Source organism: Streptomyces sp. NPDC007991 (genome assembly GCF_042958445.1).
Lineage (GTDB): Bacteria > Actinomycetota > Actinomycetes > Streptomycetales > Streptomycetaceae > Streptomyces.
In genome coordinates this window covers 24,682-42,847 of sequence record NZ_JBIBJD010000017.1, presented here as the reverse complement: position 1 = coordinate 42,847, position 18,166 = coordinate 24,682, and the positions used below count along the sequence as shown (strand labels likewise).

14 protein-coding genes are annotated in these 18,166 nt (G+C 74.2%); 9 read left to right on the top strand and 5 right to left on the bottom strand.

Annotated features, from left to right (window positions below):
- Nucleotides 1-88: 88 nt before the first annotated feature.
- From ACFZDA_RS36330 to ACFZDA_RS36310, 5 genes are all read left to right on the top strand, one after another.
- The gene (locus tag ACFZDA_RS36330) at nt 89-481 is read left to right on the top strand and encodes an ankyrin repeat domain-containing protein (RefSeq protein ID WP_391089905.1); all 393 of its coding nucleotides are present in this window, start codon (nt 89-91) and stop codon (nt 479-481) included.
- A gap of 300 nt (nt 482-781) precedes the next feature.
- A complete protein-coding gene (locus ACFZDA_RS36325; RefSeq protein WP_391089903.1) occupies nt 782-2,200 on the top strand; it encodes a HEAT repeat domain-containing protein in 1,419 nt (472 codons plus the stop codon).
- Nucleotides 2,201-2,410: 210 nt separating this feature from the next.
- Nucleotides 2,411-3,538 carry a glycosyltransferase gene (locus tag ACFZDA_RS36320; RefSeq protein WP_391089901.1) on the top strand — a complete coding sequence of 376 codons (1,128 nt, stop codon included), beginning with the start codon at nt 2,411-2,413 and terminating at the stop codon, nt 3,536-3,538.
- Nucleotides 3,535-4,737, top strand: coding sequence for a glycosyltransferase (locus ACFZDA_RS36315; protein ID WP_391089899.1), 1,203 nt, complete (start codon nt 3,535-3,537; stop codon nt 4,735-4,737). Before ACFZDA_RS36320 ends, ACFZDA_RS36315 begins: the two co-directional genes overlap by 4 nt.
- Nucleotides 4,734-5,603 (top strand): GDSL-type esterase/lipase family protein, encoded by an 870-nt coding sequence (locus tag ACFZDA_RS36310; protein WP_391089897.1) that lies wholly within the window; start codon nt 4,734-4,736, stop codon nt 5,601-5,603. The genes ACFZDA_RS36315 and ACFZDA_RS36310 overlap by 4 nt, the downstream gene beginning before the upstream one ends.
- 69 nt (nt 5,604-5,672) lie before the next feature.
- Here the strand turns inward: ACFZDA_RS36310 and ACFZDA_RS36305 are convergent, their stop codons facing one another.
- Genes ACFZDA_RS36305 through ACFZDA_RS36285 form a run of 5 tightly spaced genes read right to left on the bottom strand, consistent with a single transcriptional unit; the run spans nt 5,673 to nt 10,069 of the window.
- The gene (locus tag ACFZDA_RS36305; RefSeq protein WP_391089895.1) at nt 5,673-6,542 is read right to left on the bottom strand and encodes a 5-oxoprolinase/urea amidolyase family protein; all 870 of its coding nucleotides are present in this window, start codon (nt 6,540-6,542) and stop codon (nt 5,673-5,675) included.
- On the bottom strand, nt 6,539-7,165 hold the full coding sequence (locus ACFZDA_RS36300) for a carboxyltransferase domain-containing protein (protein ID WP_391089893.1): 627 nt from the start codon (nt 7,163-7,165) through the stop codon (nt 6,539-6,541). Before ACFZDA_RS36300 ends, ACFZDA_RS36305 begins: the two co-directional genes overlap by 4 nt.
- Nucleotides 7,162-7,920, bottom strand: coding sequence for a 5-oxoprolinase subunit PxpA (locus tag ACFZDA_RS36295; RefSeq protein WP_391089891.1), 759 nt, complete (start codon nt 7,918-7,920; stop codon nt 7,162-7,164). The genes ACFZDA_RS36300 and ACFZDA_RS36295 overlap by 4 nt, the downstream gene beginning before the upstream one ends.
- Before the next feature lie 17 nt (nt 7,921-7,937).
- The gene (locus tag ACFZDA_RS36290) at nt 7,938-8,771 is read right to left on the bottom strand and encodes a putative hydro-lyase (protein WP_391089889.1); all 834 of its coding nucleotides are present in this window, start codon (nt 8,769-8,771) and stop codon (nt 7,938-7,940) included.
- Nucleotides 8,768-10,069, bottom strand: a complete 1,302-nt coding sequence (locus tag ACFZDA_RS36285; RefSeq protein WP_391089887.1) for an MFS transporter — start codon at nt 10,067-10,069, stop codon at nt 8,768-8,770. The genes ACFZDA_RS36290 and ACFZDA_RS36285 overlap by 4 nt, the downstream gene beginning before the upstream one ends.
- Nucleotides 10,070-10,240: 171 nt before the next feature.
- On the opposite strand from ACFZDA_RS36285, the gene ACFZDA_RS36280 reads away from it, so the two are divergent.
- From ACFZDA_RS36280 to ACFZDA_RS36265, 4 genes are read left to right on the top strand one after another with little or no spacing between them, the layout of a single operon-like run.
- On the top strand, nt 10,241-10,936 hold the full coding sequence (locus tag ACFZDA_RS36280) for an FCD domain-containing protein (protein WP_391089885.1): 696 nt from the start codon (nt 10,241-10,243) through the stop codon (nt 10,934-10,936).
- Between the two features lie 57 nt (nt 10,937-10,993).
- Nucleotides 10,994-12,520: a hypothetical protein gene (locus tag ACFZDA_RS36275; protein ID WP_391089883.1), complete on the top strand. Its 1,527-nt coding sequence runs from the start codon at nt 10,994-10,996 to the stop codon at nt 12,518-12,520.
- A gap of 31 nt (nt 12,521-12,551) precedes the next feature.
- Nucleotides 12,552-13,433: a hypothetical protein gene (locus ACFZDA_RS36270; protein ID WP_391089881.1), complete on the top strand. Its 882-nt coding sequence runs from the start codon at nt 12,552-12,554 to the stop codon at nt 13,431-13,433.
- Nucleotides 13,434-13,488: 55 nt separating this feature from the next.
- Nucleotides 13,489-18,126, top strand: a complete 4,638-nt coding sequence (locus ACFZDA_RS36265) for a hypothetical protein (RefSeq protein ID WP_391089879.1) — start codon at nt 13,489-13,491, stop codon at nt 18,124-18,126.
- Nucleotides 18,127-18,166 lie beyond the last annotated feature (40 nt).

Below are 18,166 nucleotides of genomic sequence, written 5' to 3'. Positions count from 1 at the left end.
CGAGCCAGTACTCTGGCGATTCACTCGTACGGCTGCACCGCTCGCAGGCGTACGCACCCGACGAGACGTGCGAGAGGCGGTCCGGCCGATGATCGAAGTCCCCGACCCCGAGGTCGTGGAGCTGGCGACCAAGATCTTCGATCTGGCCCGGCGGGGACAGACGGAGGCGCTCGTGGCGTACGTCGACGCGGGTGTCCCGGCCAACCTCACCAACGACCGCGGTGACTCGCTCGTGATGCTCGCCGCCTACCACGGCCACTGCGAGGCGGTACGCGCGCTGCTCGCCCGCGGCGCCGAGGCCGACCGGGTGAACGACCGAGGCCAGACCCCGCTCGCGGGGGCGGCCTTCAAGGGCGAGACGGACGTCGTCAGGGCCCTCCTGGAGGGCGGCGCCGACCCGTCCGCAGGTACCCCCTCGGCGGTCGACACCGCCCGGATGTTCGGCCGGACGGAATTGCTCGAACTGTTCGGCGAGCGCTGAGCCGACCAGTCTGACCTGGAACGACGACGAAAACGGGGGAGGCGGTACAGGGCCGCCGAAATTTCGGTCGCGGCAGATGGAACTGCCGAGTCATCATGACGACGTGGTTCACGGACGTGATGGCTGGGCAGATGTTGCCGCACCGCGCGGACCGTGACCCGGTCCGCAAGGGCCACCGACGAGAGGCAGAGGAAGATGGTCTACAGCAAGCAGGAAACGGCGGGCACTCCGACGTGTTGTCGCGCGGCCAGGTAGTACACGTCCCCGGTTGCGTCGACGCTTGATGTGAGGCTGTTTCCCATGTTCGAACCGGTCATAGCGCCCAGCGGTACGCTGCTCGGCCTGCTCCAGCGGGGCCGCGGCGACGGCACACTGCACGCGCTCACCGCCCCGCGCCCCGAGGCGCTCGAGGCGCTGAACCACTGCGTGCTGCGCGATCCTCGCCACGACTGGCAGGTGGAGAACCGCTCCCTCTACTACGCCCGGCTCTTCCTCGACCTGAACGGCGAACTGGACGAGATCGAGGCCCACCTCTTCGGTGCCGAGGACGTCCTCGACGCCGACGAGTCACGCACCGGGCTCGCCCTCGCCGTCCTCGGGCACCTCGCCTCCTACGGCAGGCGGGACGCGCTCGAACTGCTGCGCAGATACGCCGCCCACGGCTCCAACTGGGCCTGGGCCCTCGACGAACTGGCCCTCAGGGACGACGACGCGGGCCTGCGGGCCCTCGCCGCACCCGTCCTCGCGCGGTTCCCGGCCGATCCGGAGGGCGACGCCGAACTGGCCGTGACCGTCCGGGACGCCTTCGAACCCCGGCCGTGGCGCCTGTGGGCCGAGGATCCGCGCGAATCCATCGCCACACGCGTGCGTGCCGCCCACGAGACGGGCTGTTTCGATCGCTGGCAGCGGCAGATGCGGCCGGCCGGCCCCCGCCCCGGGTGGAGTGTGCAGGCCGTCTTCGAATGGGCCCAGCAAGGCCTCGAACGGGGCGCCGCACTGCATGTCCCGGCCGCCCGCTGTCTCACCGCCGTGGCCGGGCCCGAAGACCGGGCCGAGATCATCCAGGCGGCGAAGGACGGCGGCGACGGAGCCCGGTGCACCGCCCTGCGCTATCTCGCCGACGGCAACGATCCCGACGCCTTCGGCCTGATCGAGAGCGCCGTGGCCACCGGCTCGACGGTCGTCGCCGACGCCGCCGTCGACGCCTTCGAACGCATGCGCTCGCTCGCCGCCGTGCACCAGGCGCGCGGCTGGGCCCGTCGGCCGGACGCGCTGGGCGCCGCCGCCGGACGCGTCCTCGCCTGCCGGGGCGGGGCGCAGGACCGCGACCTGGTCCTCACGGCGCTGCGCGAAGCCGTACGGGGCGACGGCCCCGACGCACCGACCCTGTGGACCCTGGTCGACGGCACCGGACGGCTCGGCATCGCCTGCGCCGCACCCGTGCTCCGCCACATCTACCGCGAGACCGCCTCCTCCCATCTGCGCGGCCGGGCCGCCCGTGCCCTCGCCGCCACCGACCCCTCCTTCGCCACCGGCTTCGCCGTCGAGTGCTTGTGGGACTGCGAGGAGACCACCCGGGAGATCGCCGCCCGGCACGCCGAGACCGGAGACGCCCGCGTCGTCGAGCGACTGCGCCGGCTCGCCGCCGACCCGGCCGAGGAAGCCGAGGTCCAGACGGCCGTCCGCAGCCGGATCGGTCCCGAGGAGACCGCTGTGTGACCGCCTCCCGGTGAGCGCGTGACACCCCTTTTGTGCAAGAACGCCAGGGCGGAATCAGGCCGCCCGGGTGAACGCCGGATGACCCGCGGGTCAGGGGCGCATGGACGCGGCCTGACCTGCGCGGGTGCGCCTCAGAACGCTCATGGGACGTTCCCCGCCTGGAAAGATCCACGTTGACGCGGCCACGTCCGGCACGGCGACAACACCGGTATGCGTGTCGTCATCGTGACCGAATCCTTTCCCCCCGATGTGAACGGCGTGGCCCACTGCGCGCTCCAGACCGCCCGGCACCTCGTCGATCGCGGTCACGCCCCCGTCGTCGTCGCCCCGGCCCCCGCGCCCGGAAGCAAGCCCGACGCCGACGCGCCGTGCCCCGTCGTCCACATCCCCTCCCTCCCGCTCCCCGGCTACCCCCAGGTCCGCGTCGCCCTCCCCAGCCGCCGCCTGGCCGCCACCCTCGTCGAGCACCGCGCCGATGTCGTCCACCTCGCCAGCCCCTTCGTCCTCGGCGTGCGCGGCATGGCCGGCGCCGCCCGCCTCGGCGTCCCCGCCGTCGCCGTCTACCAGACCGACCTGGCGGGCTACGCCCGTACGTACATGGGTGCCGGGGAAGCCGCCGCCTGGCGGCGCATCCGCTCCGTGCACGGCGCCGCCGACCTCACCCTCGCCCCGTCCAGCGCGGCCCTGCGCGACCTCACGGCGCACGGAGTGCCCCGAGTCGGGCTGTGGCCGCGCGGCGTCGACACCGAACGTTTCCGGCCCGACCGCCGCGACGAGGCCCTGCGTCGCGAACTCGCCCCGAACGGTGAGCTGATCGTCGGCTACGTCGGCCGGCTCGCCCCCGAGAAGCAGGTCGAACTCCTCGCCGGGGCCTGCGGCCTGGAGGGCGTCCGGGTCGTGGTCGTCGGCGACGGCCCGAGCCGGCCCGGCCTGGAACAGGCGCTGCCCGGCGCGGTCTTCCTCGGCCGCCGTACCGGTGACGAGCTGGCCCGGGTCTTCGCCTCGCTGGACGCCTTCGTGCACACGGGCCCCTTCGAGACGTTCTGCCAGACGGTGCAGGAGGCCATGGCCAGCGGCCTGCCGGTCGTGGCACCCGCCGCGGGCGGGCCGCTGGACCTGGTCGCCCACGGGCGCACGGGCCTGCTGGTGCCGCCGCGCGACGTGAGTGCCGTACGGGACGCGGTACGGGCCCTGGCCGCCGACGCCGGACTGCGGGCCGCATTCGGCGCCGCAGGGCGCGCCACCGTGGAGGGCCGCACCTGGGCGGCCGTCGGGGACCAGCTGATCGGGCACTACGCGCACGTGCTCGCCGGGCGCAGGACGGCGGTGGCGGCATGAGCGCCTCGCGTCCGGGTGACGGCAGCCGCAGCCGTCAGTCGCTTCGGATCGTGCGGCTCGCCAACTTCGTCGCGCCCGCGTCCGGCGGTCTGCGCACCGCCCTGCGCGAACTCGGCAAGGGCTTCAAGGCGGCGGGGCACGAACCCGTCCTCGTGGTCCCCGGCGAGCGGATGAGCGACCGGGAGACCGAGCAGGGCCGGGTGATCACGCTCCCCGGGCCGCTGCTGCCCGGCACTGGCGGCTACCGCGTGCTCACCGACAAGCGGAGGGTGGCCCGGCTCCTGGAGCAACTCGCGCCGGACCGGCTGGAGGTGTCCGACCGTACGACCCTCAGGTGGACCGGCAAGTGGGCGCGGCGCGCCCGGATCCCGGCCGTGATGGTCTCCCACGAGACCGCCGACGGGGTGCTGCGCACCTGGGGTCTGTCCGAGGGGGCCGCCCGGCGTGCCGCCGACGCCCTCAACGTCCGTACGGCCCACACGTACGCGCGCGTGGTGTGCACCACCGAGTTCGCCGAGCGGGAGTTCGTGCGGATCGGGGCACGCAACGTCGTCCGCGCTCCGCTGGGCGTCGACCTGGCGCAGCGGCACCCCGCGCTGCGTGACCCGGAGCTGCGGGCACGGCACGCGCGCGTGGACGAGACGCTGCTGGTGATGTGCTCGCGGCTGTCCGTGGAGAAGCGGCCCGGCACGGCGCTGGACGCCCTGGAGTCGCTGCGGCGGCGCGGGCGCCGGGCGGTGCTGGTGGTGGCCGGGGACGGGCCGCTGCGCGGCCGGCTCGAACAGCGGGCGCGTGAGAGCGGCCTGCCGGTCACCTTCCTCGGGCACGTCTTTGACCGCGGGCTGCTCGGCGCGCTCCAGGCGTCGGCCGACGTGGCCCTGGCGCCGGGACCCGCCGAGACGTTCGGGCTCGCCGCGCTGGAGGCCATGGCGTGCGGCACGCCCGTGGTGGCGAGCGCGTCGTCCGCGCTGTCGGAGGTGATCGGCTCCGCCGGGGCCGTCGCGGGGGACCACGGTGAGGCCTTCGCGGACGCCGTGGACCTGCTGCTGGAACGCCGGGAGACGGACCGGCGCGAGCGGGCACGCGCGCGTGCGGAGTGCTTCGGGTGGGACGCGGCGGTCGACGCGTTCCTCGCCGCGCATGACGCGGCTGTCCCTGTGCGTCCGGTTCCGCCCTTCGTGCCCGGGGGCGTGGCATGAGACCCCCGCGGTTCGAGGGGCCTGTGAGGTTCGTGGCCCTGGGGGACTCGCTCACCGAGGGCGTGGGGGATCCCGTCGGCGACGGGGCGTGGCGCGGCTGGGCCGCGCTGCTCGCGGACGGGCTCGCCGAGGAGCCGGTCGGGTTCACCAACCTCGCGGTGAGCGGATCGCAGACCCGGGACGTCCTGGAGCGGCAGATGTCCGCCGCGCTGGAGCTGAAGCCCCACCTCGTGTCCGTCGTCATCGGCGTCAACGACACCCTGCGCTGCACCTTCGACATCCAGGCCGTGGCCGCCCGGCTCGACGAGGTGTACGCGGCCTGCACCGAGCAGGGCGCGGTCCTGCTCACGGCCTGTCTGCCCGATCCGGGCGCGATGCTCGGTCTGCCGGGTGCCCTCGCCAACCCGCTGGCCCGGCGGCAGCGAGCCGTGAACACGGTGGTGCACGCCCTGTCCGAGCGGTACGACGCGCTGCACCTGCACGCCTGCGAGGGCGACTGGATCACCGACCGTGCCCTGTGGAGCGCGGACCGGCTGCACCCCGGAGAACGCGGGCACCGGCAACTCGCCCTGCGCTTCCACGCGCTGCTCGCGGAACACGGCCTCGCGACGGGACCCGCGCCCTCGCCCGAGCCCGAGTTCCCCGCCCCGACCAGGGCGGCGAGCCTGCGGTGGCTGGCCACGGCGGGCACCGGCTGGGTGGCCCGCCGGTGCACCGACCTGCTGCCCCAGCTCCTGACCCTCGCCGCCGACGAACTCCGGCACCGCGCCAGCGGCACGAGCGCCCGGCTCGATCTGCGGGCCTCCGCGGCCGTGTCCGCCGCGCTGGCCGCCCTGTCGGTGGCGGACCAGCCGGAGGCGGCCTGACAGGTTCGGTGGCGGACCAGCCGGACCCGGCCTGACGGCGCGGAGGCGATACGGCGTGGGTCCGCCGTTTCAGCGGCGCCGTACGGCCGTGAAGCGGACCGGCGTGCCCGGAACGGCCTGGGCGGCGGCCGGCAGGTCGGCGGCGCGGACCACCGCGATCACCGGGTAGCCCCCGGTGGTCGGGTGGTCGGCGAGGAACACCACCGGCCTGCCGTCGGGCGGGACCTGGACCGCGCCCAGCACCATGCCCTCGCTGGGAAGTTCCCCGAGTCGGGCCCGCTCCAGGGCGGCCCCCTCCGTGCGCAGCCCGATGCGGTTGCTCGCGGGGGACACCCGGTAGGGACGTGAGACGAAGGTCCGTACGGCCTCCGGCGTGAACCAGCCGTCGCGCGGTCCGAGTGTCACCCGCAGGACCAGCTCGGCCGGTGGCGCAGGCTGCGGGGCGACGTCCACGTGCGCGTGCATGCCCGTCGGCCGGCCCAGGGGCAGCACCGTGCCGTCCGTCAGAGGGGGCGGCCCGAGCCCCGACAGCAGGTCGGTCGAGCGGCTGCCGAGCACCGGCTCGACGGCGATGCCCCCGCAGACGCCCACGTAGCTGCGCAGGCCCGACACAGCGGGCCCGACGTCGAGCAGCGCCCCGGCGGGCACGCGCACCGGCGCACCCCAGGCGACGGGCCGTCCGTCCATCGTGACCCGGCAGGGCGCGCCCGCCACGGCCACGGTGACGGTGGAACGGGGGCGTACGGTGCAGCCGTTGACGGTCGTCTCCAGCACGGCCGCCGTGGGCGGGTTGCCCGTCAGCCGGTTGACGAGGTCCGCCGCGGGCCGGTCCAGCGCCCCGGAGCGTGGCACCCCGAGGTGGGCGTGCCCGGGGCGCCCCAGGTCCTGCACGGTGGTCAGGGCGCCGGCCCGGACGACGGCGAGCGCGCGGTCGGTCACGGGTGCCCCACCGGTTCGACGGGGACGAACCGCACGCGCGTGCCCGGCGACAACAGCGCGGCCGGCACGCGCGCGTGGTCCCACAGGACGACGTCCGTCGTGCCGATCAGCTGCCAGCCGCCCGGCGACGAGCGCGGGTACACGCCCGTGTACGGGCCCGCCAGCGCCACCGAACCGGCCGGCACGGCCGTGCGCGGGGTGGCCCGGCGCGGGACGTCGTAGCGCGGCGGCAGGCCGGTGAGGTAGCCGAAGCCGGGGGCGAAGCCGCAGAAGGCGACCCGGAACTCCGTCCCCGAGTGGAGGCGGGCGACCTCCCGCTCCGGCACGCCCCAGTGCGCGGCGACGTCGGCCAGGTCCGGGCCGTCGTAGCGCACAGGGATCTCGACCACGGCACGCGCGCGTGGGGGAGTGGGCGGCAGTTTGGCGGCGGTCAGTTCGGCGGCCACCCGGGCGGGGGCGTCGAGGCCGTCGAGGAGGACCGTGCGGGCCGCGGGCACGATCTCGCGGGCCGACAGCGCGCCCTCCGCGCGGCGGCGCAGCAGCTCGGCGTGCAGGGCCTGGGCTTCCTCACCCGAGGAGACCTCGACGAGCAGGGCGTCCTCGCCGACCGGCAGGACCTTCATGCGAAGGCCTCCACGCGCACGCCCGACGACTCCAGCAGCTCCCGCACCCGGCGGGCCAGCTCCACCGCGCCGGGCGTGTCACCGTGCAGGCACAGGGACCGCGCGCGTACCTCGATCCGGGTACCCGAGTGGGAGACGACCTCGCCGGAGCGGGCCAGGCCGAGCGAGCGTTCCACGACGGTGTCGGGGTCGGTGACCACGGCGCCCTCCAGGGTGCGCGGCACGAGCGTGCCCGCGTCGGTGTACGCCCGGTCCGCGAACGCCTCGGTGACGATGGGCAGTCCGGCCTTCCCGGCCAGCTCCAGCAGGCGTGAGCCGGGCAGGCCCAGCACCGGCAACGAGGCGTCCGCGAGGAGCACACCGTCGACGACCGCGCCGGCCTGCTCCTCGTCGTGCACGACCCGGTTGTAGAGCGCGCCGTGCGGTTTCACGTAGGCCACACGAGCACCCGCCGCGCGGGCGAAGACCTCCAGAGCGCCGATCTGGTAGGCCACCTCCGCCGCCAGCTCGGCGGGCGGCACGTCCATCGCGCGCCGCCCGAACCCGGCCAGGTCCCGGTAGGACACCTGGGCGCCGATCCGGACGCCGCGCTCGGCCGCCAGCTCGCACACCCGGCGCATGGTGGCCGCGTCCCCGGCGTGGAAGCCGCACGCCACGTTGGCGCTGGTGACGACCGACAGCAGCCGTTCGTCGTCGGTGAGCCGCCAGCGGCCGAAGCCCTCGCCGAGGTCGGCGTTGAGGTCGATGGAGGTCATGGCGAGTCGGTCTCCTGTCAGGCCACGCGGTACTGCTCGTCGCGGGCGTCGGTGAGGAACATCTGCCCGGGGGCGTGGGTGAGGGCGAACGGCGGGCGGGAGGCCATCACGGCCGCCTGCGGGGTCACACCGCAGGCCCAGAACACCGGAATGTCGTCCGGCTCGGCGGCCACCGGGTCGCCGAAGTCGGGGCGGCCGAGGTCGTCGATCCCGAGCCCCGAGGGATCGCCGCAGTGTACGGGGCTGCCGTGCACCGCCGGCAGCAGACTGCTCTCCCGGATCGCCGCCGCCAGATGCGGGGGCGGCACCGGCCGCATGGACACCACCAGCGGCCCGTGCAGCCGCCCCGCCGGACGGCACTGCCGGCTGGTGACGTACATCGGGACGTTGCGGCCCTGCTCGACGTGGCGGATCGGCACGCCCGCCTCGCTCAGCGCCCACTCGAAGGTGAAGCTGCACCCGATCAGGAACGACACCAGGTCGTCCCGCCAGTACGCGCGCACGTCCGTCGGTTCGTCCACCAGCTCGCCGTCCCGCCACACCCGGTAGCGCGGCAGGTCGGTGCGCAGGTCCGCGCCCTGCGCGAGCACCGTGGTCCAGGCTCCCGCGTCGGTGACGTCGAGGACGGGGCACGGCTTGGGATTGCGCTGGCAGAACAGCAGCATGTCGTAGGCCCAGTCGGCGGGCACCGAGATCAGATTGACCTGGGTGTGGCCCGCGGCGACCCCGGCCGTGGGGCCCGTGAGACCCTCCCGGAAGCGGGCGCGGGCCGTTTTCGGGCTCCACGCGCGCGCGTGCTCGTCGACGAGGACGACAGGGCGGTCCCCGGTGTCGGTGCCCGTGCGGTTCATGTGAGCTCCTTCCCACGCGTCTCCGGCAGCCCGAGCAGGGCCAGAGCCGCGATGCCGTAGCCGATCGCCCCGAAGACCAGCGCGCCGCCCACGCCCCAGCTGTCGGCGAGGAACCCGACCGTCGTCGGGAAGACGGCACCCACCGCGCGCCCGGTGTTGTACGTGAAGCCCTGCCCCGTGCCGCGCACCGCCGTCGGGTACAGCTCGCTCAGGTAGGAGCCGAAGCCGCTGAAGATCGCCGACATGCAGAACCCGAGCGGGAAACCGAGCACCAGGAGCAGGGTGTTGGCGCCGCTCGGGATGTTCGCGTACGCCAGGATGCAGATCGCCGAGAGCAGGGCGAAGAGCCAGATGTTGCGCCGCCGGCCCAGCTTGTCGGTGAGGTAACCGCCCGTCAGATAGCCGATGAAGGCGCCCGATATCAGGAACGTCAGATAGCCGCCGGTGCCGACGACCGACAGGTCGCGCTCGGACTTGAGGTAGGTCGGCACCCAGGTGGCCAGTGTGTAGTAGCCGCCCTGGACGCCGGTCGAGAGCAGCCCGGCGAAGATCGTCGTCCGCAGCAGGCCGGGCTTGAAGATCGCTGTGAACGAGCCCTTCTCCGTGCTCTTTTCACGAGCGGCGGCGGCCTCGGGCGCGTCGTGCACACTGCGCCGCACCCAGATGACGAGCAGCGCGGGCAGCGCCCCGGTCCAGAACATGATGCGCCAGGCCAGGTCGTCACCGGCCACCGAGAAGACCACGGTGTAGACGATCGCCGCGAGGCCCCAGCCCACGGCCCAGGAGCTCTGGATGGCGCCGAGGGTGCGCCCCCGGTGCCTGGCGCTCGCGTACTCGGCGACGAGGATCGCGCCGACCGCCCATTCGCCTCCGAAACCGAGGCCCTGGAGGGCGCGGAAGACCAGCAGGGTCTCGTAGTTGGGCGCGAAGCCGCAGGCGACGGTGAAGACCGCGTAGGTGATCACCGTGAGCATCAGCGCCTTCACGCGGCCGATGCGGTCCGCGAGGACGCCCGCGAGGGCGCCGCCGACAGCGGAGACCACCAGGGTGACCGTCGTGAAGAGGCCGGTCTGGCCGCTGCTCAGCCCGAAGTAGGCGGAGAGCGCGACCATGCTCAGCGGCAGGGTGAAGTAGTCGTACGAGTCCAGGGCATAGCCGCCGAAGGCACCGGCGAAGGCGCGCCGGCCGCGCGGGCCCAGAGCGCGCAGCCAGCCGAACGCCCCGTCGCCGACGGTGTGTTCGGTCGCCGCGGGGGGCGTGTCGTCGGTCAGGGCCTGTTGTGGAGGAGTCGTGCTCATGGGCACCTCGAAGAGGGGGACGGAGGGTGCTTCGGACTGAGCAGTGGGGGTGCTCTGGGAGTGAGCCCGGCCGCTTCGGGAGCGAGCCGTGCCCAGCACCGTAGAGGATCGTTCAACGATTCCTCAATACCCATGTTGGTTCGTTCTGCTGATCTGCGATTGAATTCCGGCATGGCAGAGCAGCTGAGGGACCTTTCCGACGACCGGGCTCTTCTGGGGCGCACCAGCACCGCCGAGCGCGTCTCGGACATCCTCAGGAGCCGGATCGCCGAGGGCTACTTCCCGCCCGGGACCCGGCTGTCGGAGGACAGCATCGGCGGCGCGCTCGGCGTCTCCCGCAACACGCTGCGCGAGGCGTTCCGGCTGCTCACGCACGAACGCCTGCTCGTCCACGAGTTGAACCGCGGCGTGTTCGTCCGGGTCCTGACCGTCGAGGACGTCGAGGACATCTACCGCACCCGCAGGCTCGTCGAGTGCGCCGTCGTGCGAGGTCTCGGCGAGCCGCCCTACCGTCTCGACGGGCTCGCCGGTGCGGTGGAGGAGGGGCAGCAGGCGGCTCGGGAAGGTGACTGGAAAGGAGTGGGTACGGCCAACATCCACTTCCACCGGGAGCTGGTCGCCCTCGCGGCGAGCGAGCGCACCGACGAGCTGATGCGGAGCGTGTTCGCCGAACTGCGCCTCGCCTTCCACGTGGTGGACGAACCGCGGCGGTTGCACGAGCCGTACATCGCACGAAATGTCATGATTCTTGAGGCCCTTCAGGCGGGGGACCGGGACAAGGCCGAGCGCCTGCTCGCCGGTTACCTCGACGACTCGCTGAAACGGGTCGTCGAGGTGTACCGGCGACGGGTCGGCGAGGACGGCTGACCAGGCCCACCCGCGTCGTTTGGGTCGTTGTCAGACCCAGGACCTAGTCTGTGCACCGTGACTTCGCCTGCATCGACGGACAGCGTTCCGCCCCAGCTCAGCGCGGGGCCGCGCCCCGCCTTGGGGCCGGCCGCCGACGAGGGCCTGGCGCGGCGCCTGCGCGCGCTCGCCTGCACCGCGCCGCTGCACGACCTCGACGCGCGCAAGGCCAACCTCGCCGGTGAGTACTCGGTGTACGGCATGGCGGAGGTCGCCCTCGCGGCCATCGACCTCGTCACCCTCACCATGGACTTCGACACGGGCGCGGACCACGACCAGATCGTCGCCCGCCTCGTCCCGCGCATCGCCGCCCAGGCACCGGGGCGGCCCGCCGCCGAGCACGAGCGGGTGGCCCGCTGGGTCCTGGAGAACCTGATCAACGTCGGCAGCGTCGACCGCGGCTTCCGCGCGGTGTACGGCACATTCGGGGCGGACGGCACCTATGTGCGCCGTGACTACGACTTCAAGCTGATCGAGGAGGTCCCGGGCCCGGGCGGCACGGTCTACCTGCGCACCACGGACGAGGCGGTCAACGTCCTCGTCGGCGCCCTCGACACGGACGTCACCAGCGCGCAGATCGCCGCCGAGGTCAAGCTGGAGGTGCTGATCAGCCGCGGCCGGCTCGCCGACGCCCAGCTCGCGGCCGAACAGGCCCGCTACCGCACCGTGCAGTACTCGGAGACCCTGCGCCGCGCCCTGGAGGCCACCCGGCGCAATGTGCGCGCGGTGGACTGGCTCACCACCGTGCCCGACATGATCGCCGAAGCCCTGGAGCACGTGGCCGACCGCTACCGCCACGAGAACGCGATCCTCACGAACATCCGCAAGGCGCGCGACGAATCCGAGGAGCCCGAGCACAAGCGCCGCGCCGCCGAGCTCGTCGACATCGTCAAGGACTGCATCCGGCGGCACACGCAGTTGCAGTCCCGGCTGCTGGAAGCCGGACCGCTGTTCCGCGCCGAGCAGGACCGGCAGGCCTTCGCCGCACCGGCCGCCACCTCGGGGATCGACCTCTACGGGCACCTCGTCTCGCCCGTCCTGCCGCTGCCGCTGGAGCGGGCCGTGCGGGTCACGGACGCGTTCTTCGGGCACGGCACAGGGCTGCGCACGCCCGTGTCCGTCCGGGTCGGGGACCTGGTCGACATCCTGCTGACGCCGCCGGTGGAGCGGGAGCACCTGGGTGCGGAGATGCCCGAGCCGGACCTCATCGCCACACCCGACGACAGCCGGTTCAGCGAGGAGCAGATGGCGGCCGCGCAGGAGCTGCTCGACCTGCCGGCGGACGCGCCGCGCCGCTTGTCCGGGCTGCTGGCCGAGGCCCGGCGGCAGGACCCCGAGCTGCCCTATCTGGTGGCCCTGTTGGCGGTGCACGCCGCGAGTCCGCCGGTCGGTACGGCCTATCGCCAGGGCGAGCAGAAGCTGCTGTTCGCCGTGGACGACGGGACCGAGCTCGACGACCCGGAGTTCGGCGGGGCGGATCTGATCGTCGGTACCGCGCTGCTGGACGCGGCGGGGATGGCGGCGGACCGGACGGAAGCAGCATGAGTCAGTACGAGTGGCACAAGGAGTCCCGACCGTGAGCGAGCATGTCGAGTGGAGTGAGCCGGAAGCCCCGGCCCCGACGGCCCCGGCAGCCGTCACTCCCGCCGACGCCGCCGACGCGGCTCGGCTCGTGTCCTTCGGGCTGCAGCCCAAGCTCCAGCCCGCGCGCGACCAGGAGTACGCGGACCTGCTGCGGCGCTACCGGGAGGACCCGCCCTTCGCGCGGCTCGCCGACGCCGTGGCGACCGGGCTGGGGCTGATCGTGCTGGAGGTGTCCCCGCGCGCGGGCATGGCCGTGACCGCCGCCGAGGACTCGGTGTTCGCCGTCCGCATGGGCGACTACGCGCGTCGTACGTCCGCCGACGGCGGCGACCGGTTCCTGCACGGGCTCGCCCATCTCGCCGTCGCCGCCATGGCGTTCCCGCGCCCCGAGGACCTCGCCGACGACGGCTACATCGGCCGCGTCACGGTCAACGGCGTCGACGCCTTCGTCCGCCAGGCCTGCCGCCGCCTGGAGGAGCGCGCCGCCGAACAGGGCGAGAACACCGACCCGGCCACCGACGCGCCCGGCCTGGAGGCCGCCTGGCGGATCTGGGTGCGGCGCAGCTCGACCGGGGCCACCAAGGACGCGCGCCGGCTCGCCGGTTCCACCACCGGCATCGTCGCCAAGGCCGTCGCGTTCCTCACCGAATCCGGTTTCCTCCAGCGCACCGGCGACGACAACGGCGGCACGTACCGCACGACCGCCCGCTACCAGCTCCAGGTCCGCGACATGGCCGGCAGCGCCGCCCTCGCCGAGCTGCTGGAGCTGGGCGTCGTCCCGGTCACCGACGGCACACCGACCCTGCTGCCCCCCGAGGAGGGCGACGACCTGGACCTGGTCGCCGACGCCGGGCTGCCGTTCCACTCCTCCTGAACTCCCCGCCACTCCTGCCGAACCCCCACCTCACGAAGCCTTACGAGAGTCCGCCATGTACGAGCTGTCCCGGGTCCGCCTCTACTCCATCGGGCCCGCCGGTGCGCGCTACGCCGACACCGTGCTTGACCTGCGCGGCGTGGGCGAGCCCGTGCCCGACCCCGCGCCCACCCAGGCGGAGTTCTTCGAGGAGGAGCCCGTCGGCCCGCCGCGCCGGCCCGCGCCCGCGGGCGTGCTCTTCCTGGAGAACGGCGGCGGCAAGTCGGTGCTGCTCAAGCTGATCTTCTCCGTGATGCTGCCGGGGCACCGCAACACACTCGGCGGCGCCAGCTCCGGTGTACTGCGCAAGTTCCTGCTCGCCGACGACTGCGGCCATGTCGCGCTGGAGTGGCAGCACGTGCTGACCGGCGAGTGCGTCGTCGTCGGCAAGGTCAGCGAGTGGCGCGGGCGCCAGGTCTCCAACGACCCGCGCAAGTTCGCCGAGGCCTGGTACTCCTTCCGGCCCGGGCCCGGACTGAGCCTCGACAACCTCCCCGTGGCCGAGTCCACCGCCGTACGGGCGCCCGTCGAGGGCCAGTCGGGCGCGCGCGGCCGGCGTCGCACCATGAAGGGCTTCCGCGACGCCCTCATGGAGGCGGGCAAGACGTACCCGCACCTGGAGGTGCACTGGGAGGAGATCCACGACCGCTGGATCGAGCACCTCGGCGATCTCGGACTCGACCCCGAACTCTTCCGCTACCAGCGCGAGATGAACGCCGACGAGGGAGAGGCCGCCGGCCTCTTCGCGGTCAAGAAGGACGCCGACTTCACCGACCTGCTGCTGCGCGCCGTCACCGACACCCGCGACACCGACGGGCTGGCCGACTTGGTCAGCGGCTTCGGCAACAAGCTGGGCCGGCGCGCCGAGCTGATCGCCGAACGCGACTTCACCGCCGGGTCCGTCGACCTGCTCGGGCGGATCGTCGAGGCCGCCGAGGCCCGCTCCCGCGCTCGTGACGTCCACGCCGGAGCCGAGCGCCGTACCCGGACCCTGGCGCGCAGACTGTCCGCGCGCGGTGTGCGGGAGCGCGCCCGGGCCGCCGACCTGGCCCAGCGGGTCACCGCCGCCGCGTACGCCGTCACGCACGCCGAGGCGGCCCGCGAGCGCAGCGCCCTGATCTCCGCCGAACTGGCCTACCGGCACGCCTCGCTGGCCCTCGCCGCGGCCGAGAAGTCCGCCGCCGCGCAGAAGCGCGAACTCGCCGACGCCCGCACGCTGTACTCGGCGTGGCAGGCCGCCGAGGCCGTACTGCGGCACCGCGCAGCCGCCGACCGCGTCGCCCGTGTGTCCGCCGCGATCCAGGAGGCGGAGCGCGACGCCGCTCCGGCCCTGGCCGCCCGCTCCAAGGCGGCCGTGGACCTCGTACGGGCCCTGCACGCGGCCGCGGAGAACGCCGAGAACCACGCCAACGAGGAGGAGGAGCGCTCCGCCGCCCTCCAGGAGGTCAGCGACGCCGCCTACCGGGACTCCACCGCCGCCGCCACGCAGGCGCAGCGGGCCCGCAGCGAGGTCGGCCACCTCAAGCAGCGCCTCGCCGAGGTCGAGCAGGAGACCGCCGAGGCGGTACGGGCCGGCTGGCTCGACGACAGCGCGCCCGACGCCGACCCGGCCCGCGCGGCCCTCGCCGCCAGCGACGCCGAGAAGACCGCTGTCGCGGCCTGGGACACGGCACGCGAGGCCTCCCACCGGGCCACCGAGCACGCGCGCGAGGCCGCCGCCGCCGAGTCCCGCGCGGAACTGACCGCGGCCCGCGCGGCGGACGCGGCGACGGCCGCCGAGCGGTCGTACGAGGCAGAGCGCCGCACCGCCGAGGCCCTGGCGGGGGAGGAGCGGCTGGCGGAACTGCTCAGCCTGACCCCCGAGAACCGCCCGGGCATCCCGCAGCCCCGCCACGGCACGGACAGCGAGCCGGCCACCCGGCCGGCGTCCGGCGAGCAGGGGCTCAGCCCCGAGGAGCTCGACCGCTTCGCCGACGACCTGCGCGAACTGCTCGACGACGCCGTCAGCTCCGCCGAACGCCAGCTGTTCGACCTGCGTACGGCCGCCGCCGACGACTCCCGGATCCTCGGCGCGCTGGGTGACGGCGGGCTGCTGCCGCCCGGCCCGGACGTGCTGGCCACGGTCGAGTTCCTCGGCGAGCACGGCATCCCCGCCCTGCCCGGCTGGCGCTACCTCGCGCAAGCCGTCGACCCGGCCGACCACGCGCGCGTGCTGGCCGCCCGGCCCGAACTGGTCGACGGCGTGATCATCACCGACCCGGACTCCCACGCACGCGCGCGTGAGGCGCTCGGCGACGCGGCACTGCTGCCCCGTTCCGCCGTGGCGGTCGGCACGGCCGCCGCCCTGCTCGCCCCGACGCCCGCCCCGGACACCGACAGCGGTGACGTGTTCCTCGTCCCGCCGAACCCGGCCATGCACGATGAGCACGCCGCCGACGAGGAGCGGCAGGCGCTGCGCGCCCGGGCCACCGAGCGCGACGAGGAGATCCGCACACTCGCCGCCCGGCTCGGCAAGGACCGCGAACTGGCCGCCCGGCTCGCCTCCTGGCGCACCGGCTGCCCGGCCGGCCGGCTCGCCGAACTGGCGCAGACGGCACACGACACCCGCGCGTTCGCCGAGGAGTCGGAAGCCGAACTGGCCGAGGCACGCACGGTGCGGGCCGAGGCCGACGAGGCCGCCGCCGAGGCCGCGCGCGTCCGGGACGAGCGGCAGGAGGCCGCCCAGAGGGCCCGCCGCTCCGCCGACGCCCTCGCCGGTCTCGCCTTCCGGCTGCGCGAGCGGGCCGGCTGGCAGGTCAAGCTGCGCGAACTGGCCGACGAGGCGGCCGAGTCCGAGGCAGCCGCCCAGGCCTGCCTGGAGCGGGCCCGGGCCGCCGACGAGGACCGGAGGGCCGCCCAACGCGCCGCCGACGACGCCCGCCGCACCGCCCGGGCGCTGCGCGCCGAGCGCTCCGAGATCGCCGGCGCCCCCGACGACGTACCCGAGGACGACGCCCGGACCCCGAAGGCCTCCCTGCCCGCCCTGCGCGAGGCCTACAGGGCGGCGTCGCAGCTGTACGAGCAGGTCGGCGTCGGCGCCGACCTGCGGGCCGAGCAGGCCCGCGCGGAGAGCGACGAGAGCGCGGCCCGCGCGGAGCTGGACCGGCTGAGCAACAAGGTCCGCACGCGCGCGGAGCAACTCCTCGAATCCCCCGACGGCTCCGACGGACCCAGCCGCCAGGCCGCCGCCGCCCGTGCCGAGGAGCTGGTGCAGCTCCTGGAGACCCGTATGTCGAGCGCGAGCGAGCAACTCGGGCGGCTGCGCGGCGAGGCCGAACGGCACGCGCCCGAGGACGGCGAGGCCCACACCGACCTCCCCGAGGACCTCCAGCCGCGCGACGCCGAGCACGCGCAGGCCCTGCTGCGCACCGCCACGGCCGAACTCGCCTCCCACACCGAGGCGCTGCACCAGGCACGCGAGGCGCACGCCGAACTCCTCGACGCCCACCGCGCCGCCGAGGACGCGGCGAGTGGCTTCGACGAGATCGCCGCCATGCTCCGCGACCTGCTGCGGGAGCACCCCACGGACGAGGAACAGGAAGAGACCGAGCCGTACCCCGGCAGCCCGGAGGAGGCACGGCAGTCCGCCGCCGAAGCCCGCCGCTCCCTGCGCGGCTGCGCCGCCGACCTGTCCGCCGCGGAGGCCGCCGTCCGCGAGGCCAGCGACATCCTCGTCCGGCACGCCAACTCCACGCGCTACGAGCAGGTCCGCACCCCGGCACGGCAGCAGATCCGCGAACTGCCCGCCTCCGCACTGCCCGAACACGCCCAGAAGTGGGCCGACGCCTTCGCGCCCCGGCTCCGGGTCCTGACCGACGAGCTGGAGCAGCTGGAGCGCAACCGCGACTCGATCGTGGACCGCCTGCGCGGCCTCGTCGAGTCGGCCCTGGCCACCCTGCGCTCCGCCCAGCGCCTCTCCCGCCTTCCGGAGGGCCTCGGCGAGTGGTCGGGACAGGAGTTCCTGCGCATCCGCTTCGAGGAGCCAGACCAGGCCACGCTCACCGAGCGGTTGGGCGAGGTCATCGACGAGGCGACCCGCGCTGCCGTCAAGAAGAACTCCGACCTGCGGCGTGACGGCATGTCCCTGCTGCTGCGGGGCGTCGCCGCGGCCCTCCAGCCCAAGGGCGTCGCCGTCGAGATCCTCAAGCCCGACGCGGTGCTGCGCGCCGAGCGCGTCCCCGTCGGGCAGATGGGCGACGTCTTCTCCGGCGGCCAGCTCCTCACCGCCGCGATCGCCCTGTACTGCACGATGGCCGCGCTGCGCTCGAACGACCGGGGCCGCGACAAACACCGGCACGCCGGCACGCTGTTCCTGGACAACCCCATCGGCCGCGCCAACGCCACGTATCTGCTGGAGCTCCAGCGGGCGGTGTCGGACGCCCTGGGCGTCCAGCTCCTCTACACCACCGGCCTGTTCGACACCACGGCGCTCGCCGAATTCCCCCTGGTCATTCGCATGCGCAACGACGCCGACCTGAGGGCCGGCCTCAAGTACATCAGCGTCGAGGAACACCTCCGACCGGGACTGCCGCAGCAGCCCCAGGCCGGGGAGGCGGTACACAGCGAGATCACGGCGACCAGGATGTACAAACGCCCCGCGTCCACGACGCCTTAGGGGCACGGGAAACGGCGCGACCGGCCACAACGGTCGGGCT

Excerpts from the sequence above, each read along its gene's own strand:
- ACFZDA_RS36330 (WP_391089905.1), top strand. The coding sequence starts at position 89 with ATGATCGAAGTCCCCGACCCCGAGGTCGTGGAGCTGGCGACCAAGATC.
- ACFZDA_RS36325 (WP_391089903.1), top strand. The coding sequence starts at position 782 with ATGTTCGAACCGGTCATAGCGCCCAGCGGTACGCTGCTCGGCCTGCTC.
- ACFZDA_RS36320 (WP_391089901.1), top strand. The coding sequence starts at position 2,411 with ATGCGTGTCGTCATCGTGACCGAATCCTTTCCCCCCGATGTGAACGGC.
- ACFZDA_RS36315 (WP_391089899.1), top strand. The coding sequence starts at position 3,535 with ATGAGCGCCTCGCGTCCGGGTGACGGCAGCCGCAGCCGTCAGTCGCTT.
- ACFZDA_RS36310 (WP_391089897.1), top strand. The coding sequence starts at position 4,734 with ATGAGACCCCCGCGGTTCGAGGGGCCTGTGAGGTTCGTGGCCCTGGGG.
- ACFZDA_RS36300 (WP_391089893.1), bottom strand. The coding sequence starts at position 7,165 with ATGAAGGTCCTGCCGGTCGGCGAGGACGCCCTGCTCGTCGAGGTCTCC.
- ACFZDA_RS36295 (WP_391089891.1), bottom strand. The coding sequence starts at position 7,920 with ATGACCTCCATCGACCTCAACGCCGACCTCGGCGAGGGCTTCGGCCGC.
- ACFZDA_RS36290 (WP_391089889.1), bottom strand. The coding sequence starts at position 8,771 with ATGAACCGCACGGGCACCGACACCGGGGACCGCCCTGTCGTCCTCGTC.
- ACFZDA_RS36285 (WP_391089887.1), bottom strand. The coding sequence starts at position 10,069 with ATGAGCACGACTCCTCCACAACAGGCCCTGACCGACGACACGCCCCCC.
- ACFZDA_RS36280 (WP_391089885.1), top strand. The coding sequence starts at position 10,241 with ATGGCAGAGCAGCTGAGGGACCTTTCCGACGACCGGGCTCTTCTGGGG.
- ACFZDA_RS36265 (WP_391089879.1), top strand. The coding sequence starts at position 13,489 with ATGTACGAGCTGTCCCGGGTCCGCCTCTACTCCATCGGGCCCGCCGGT.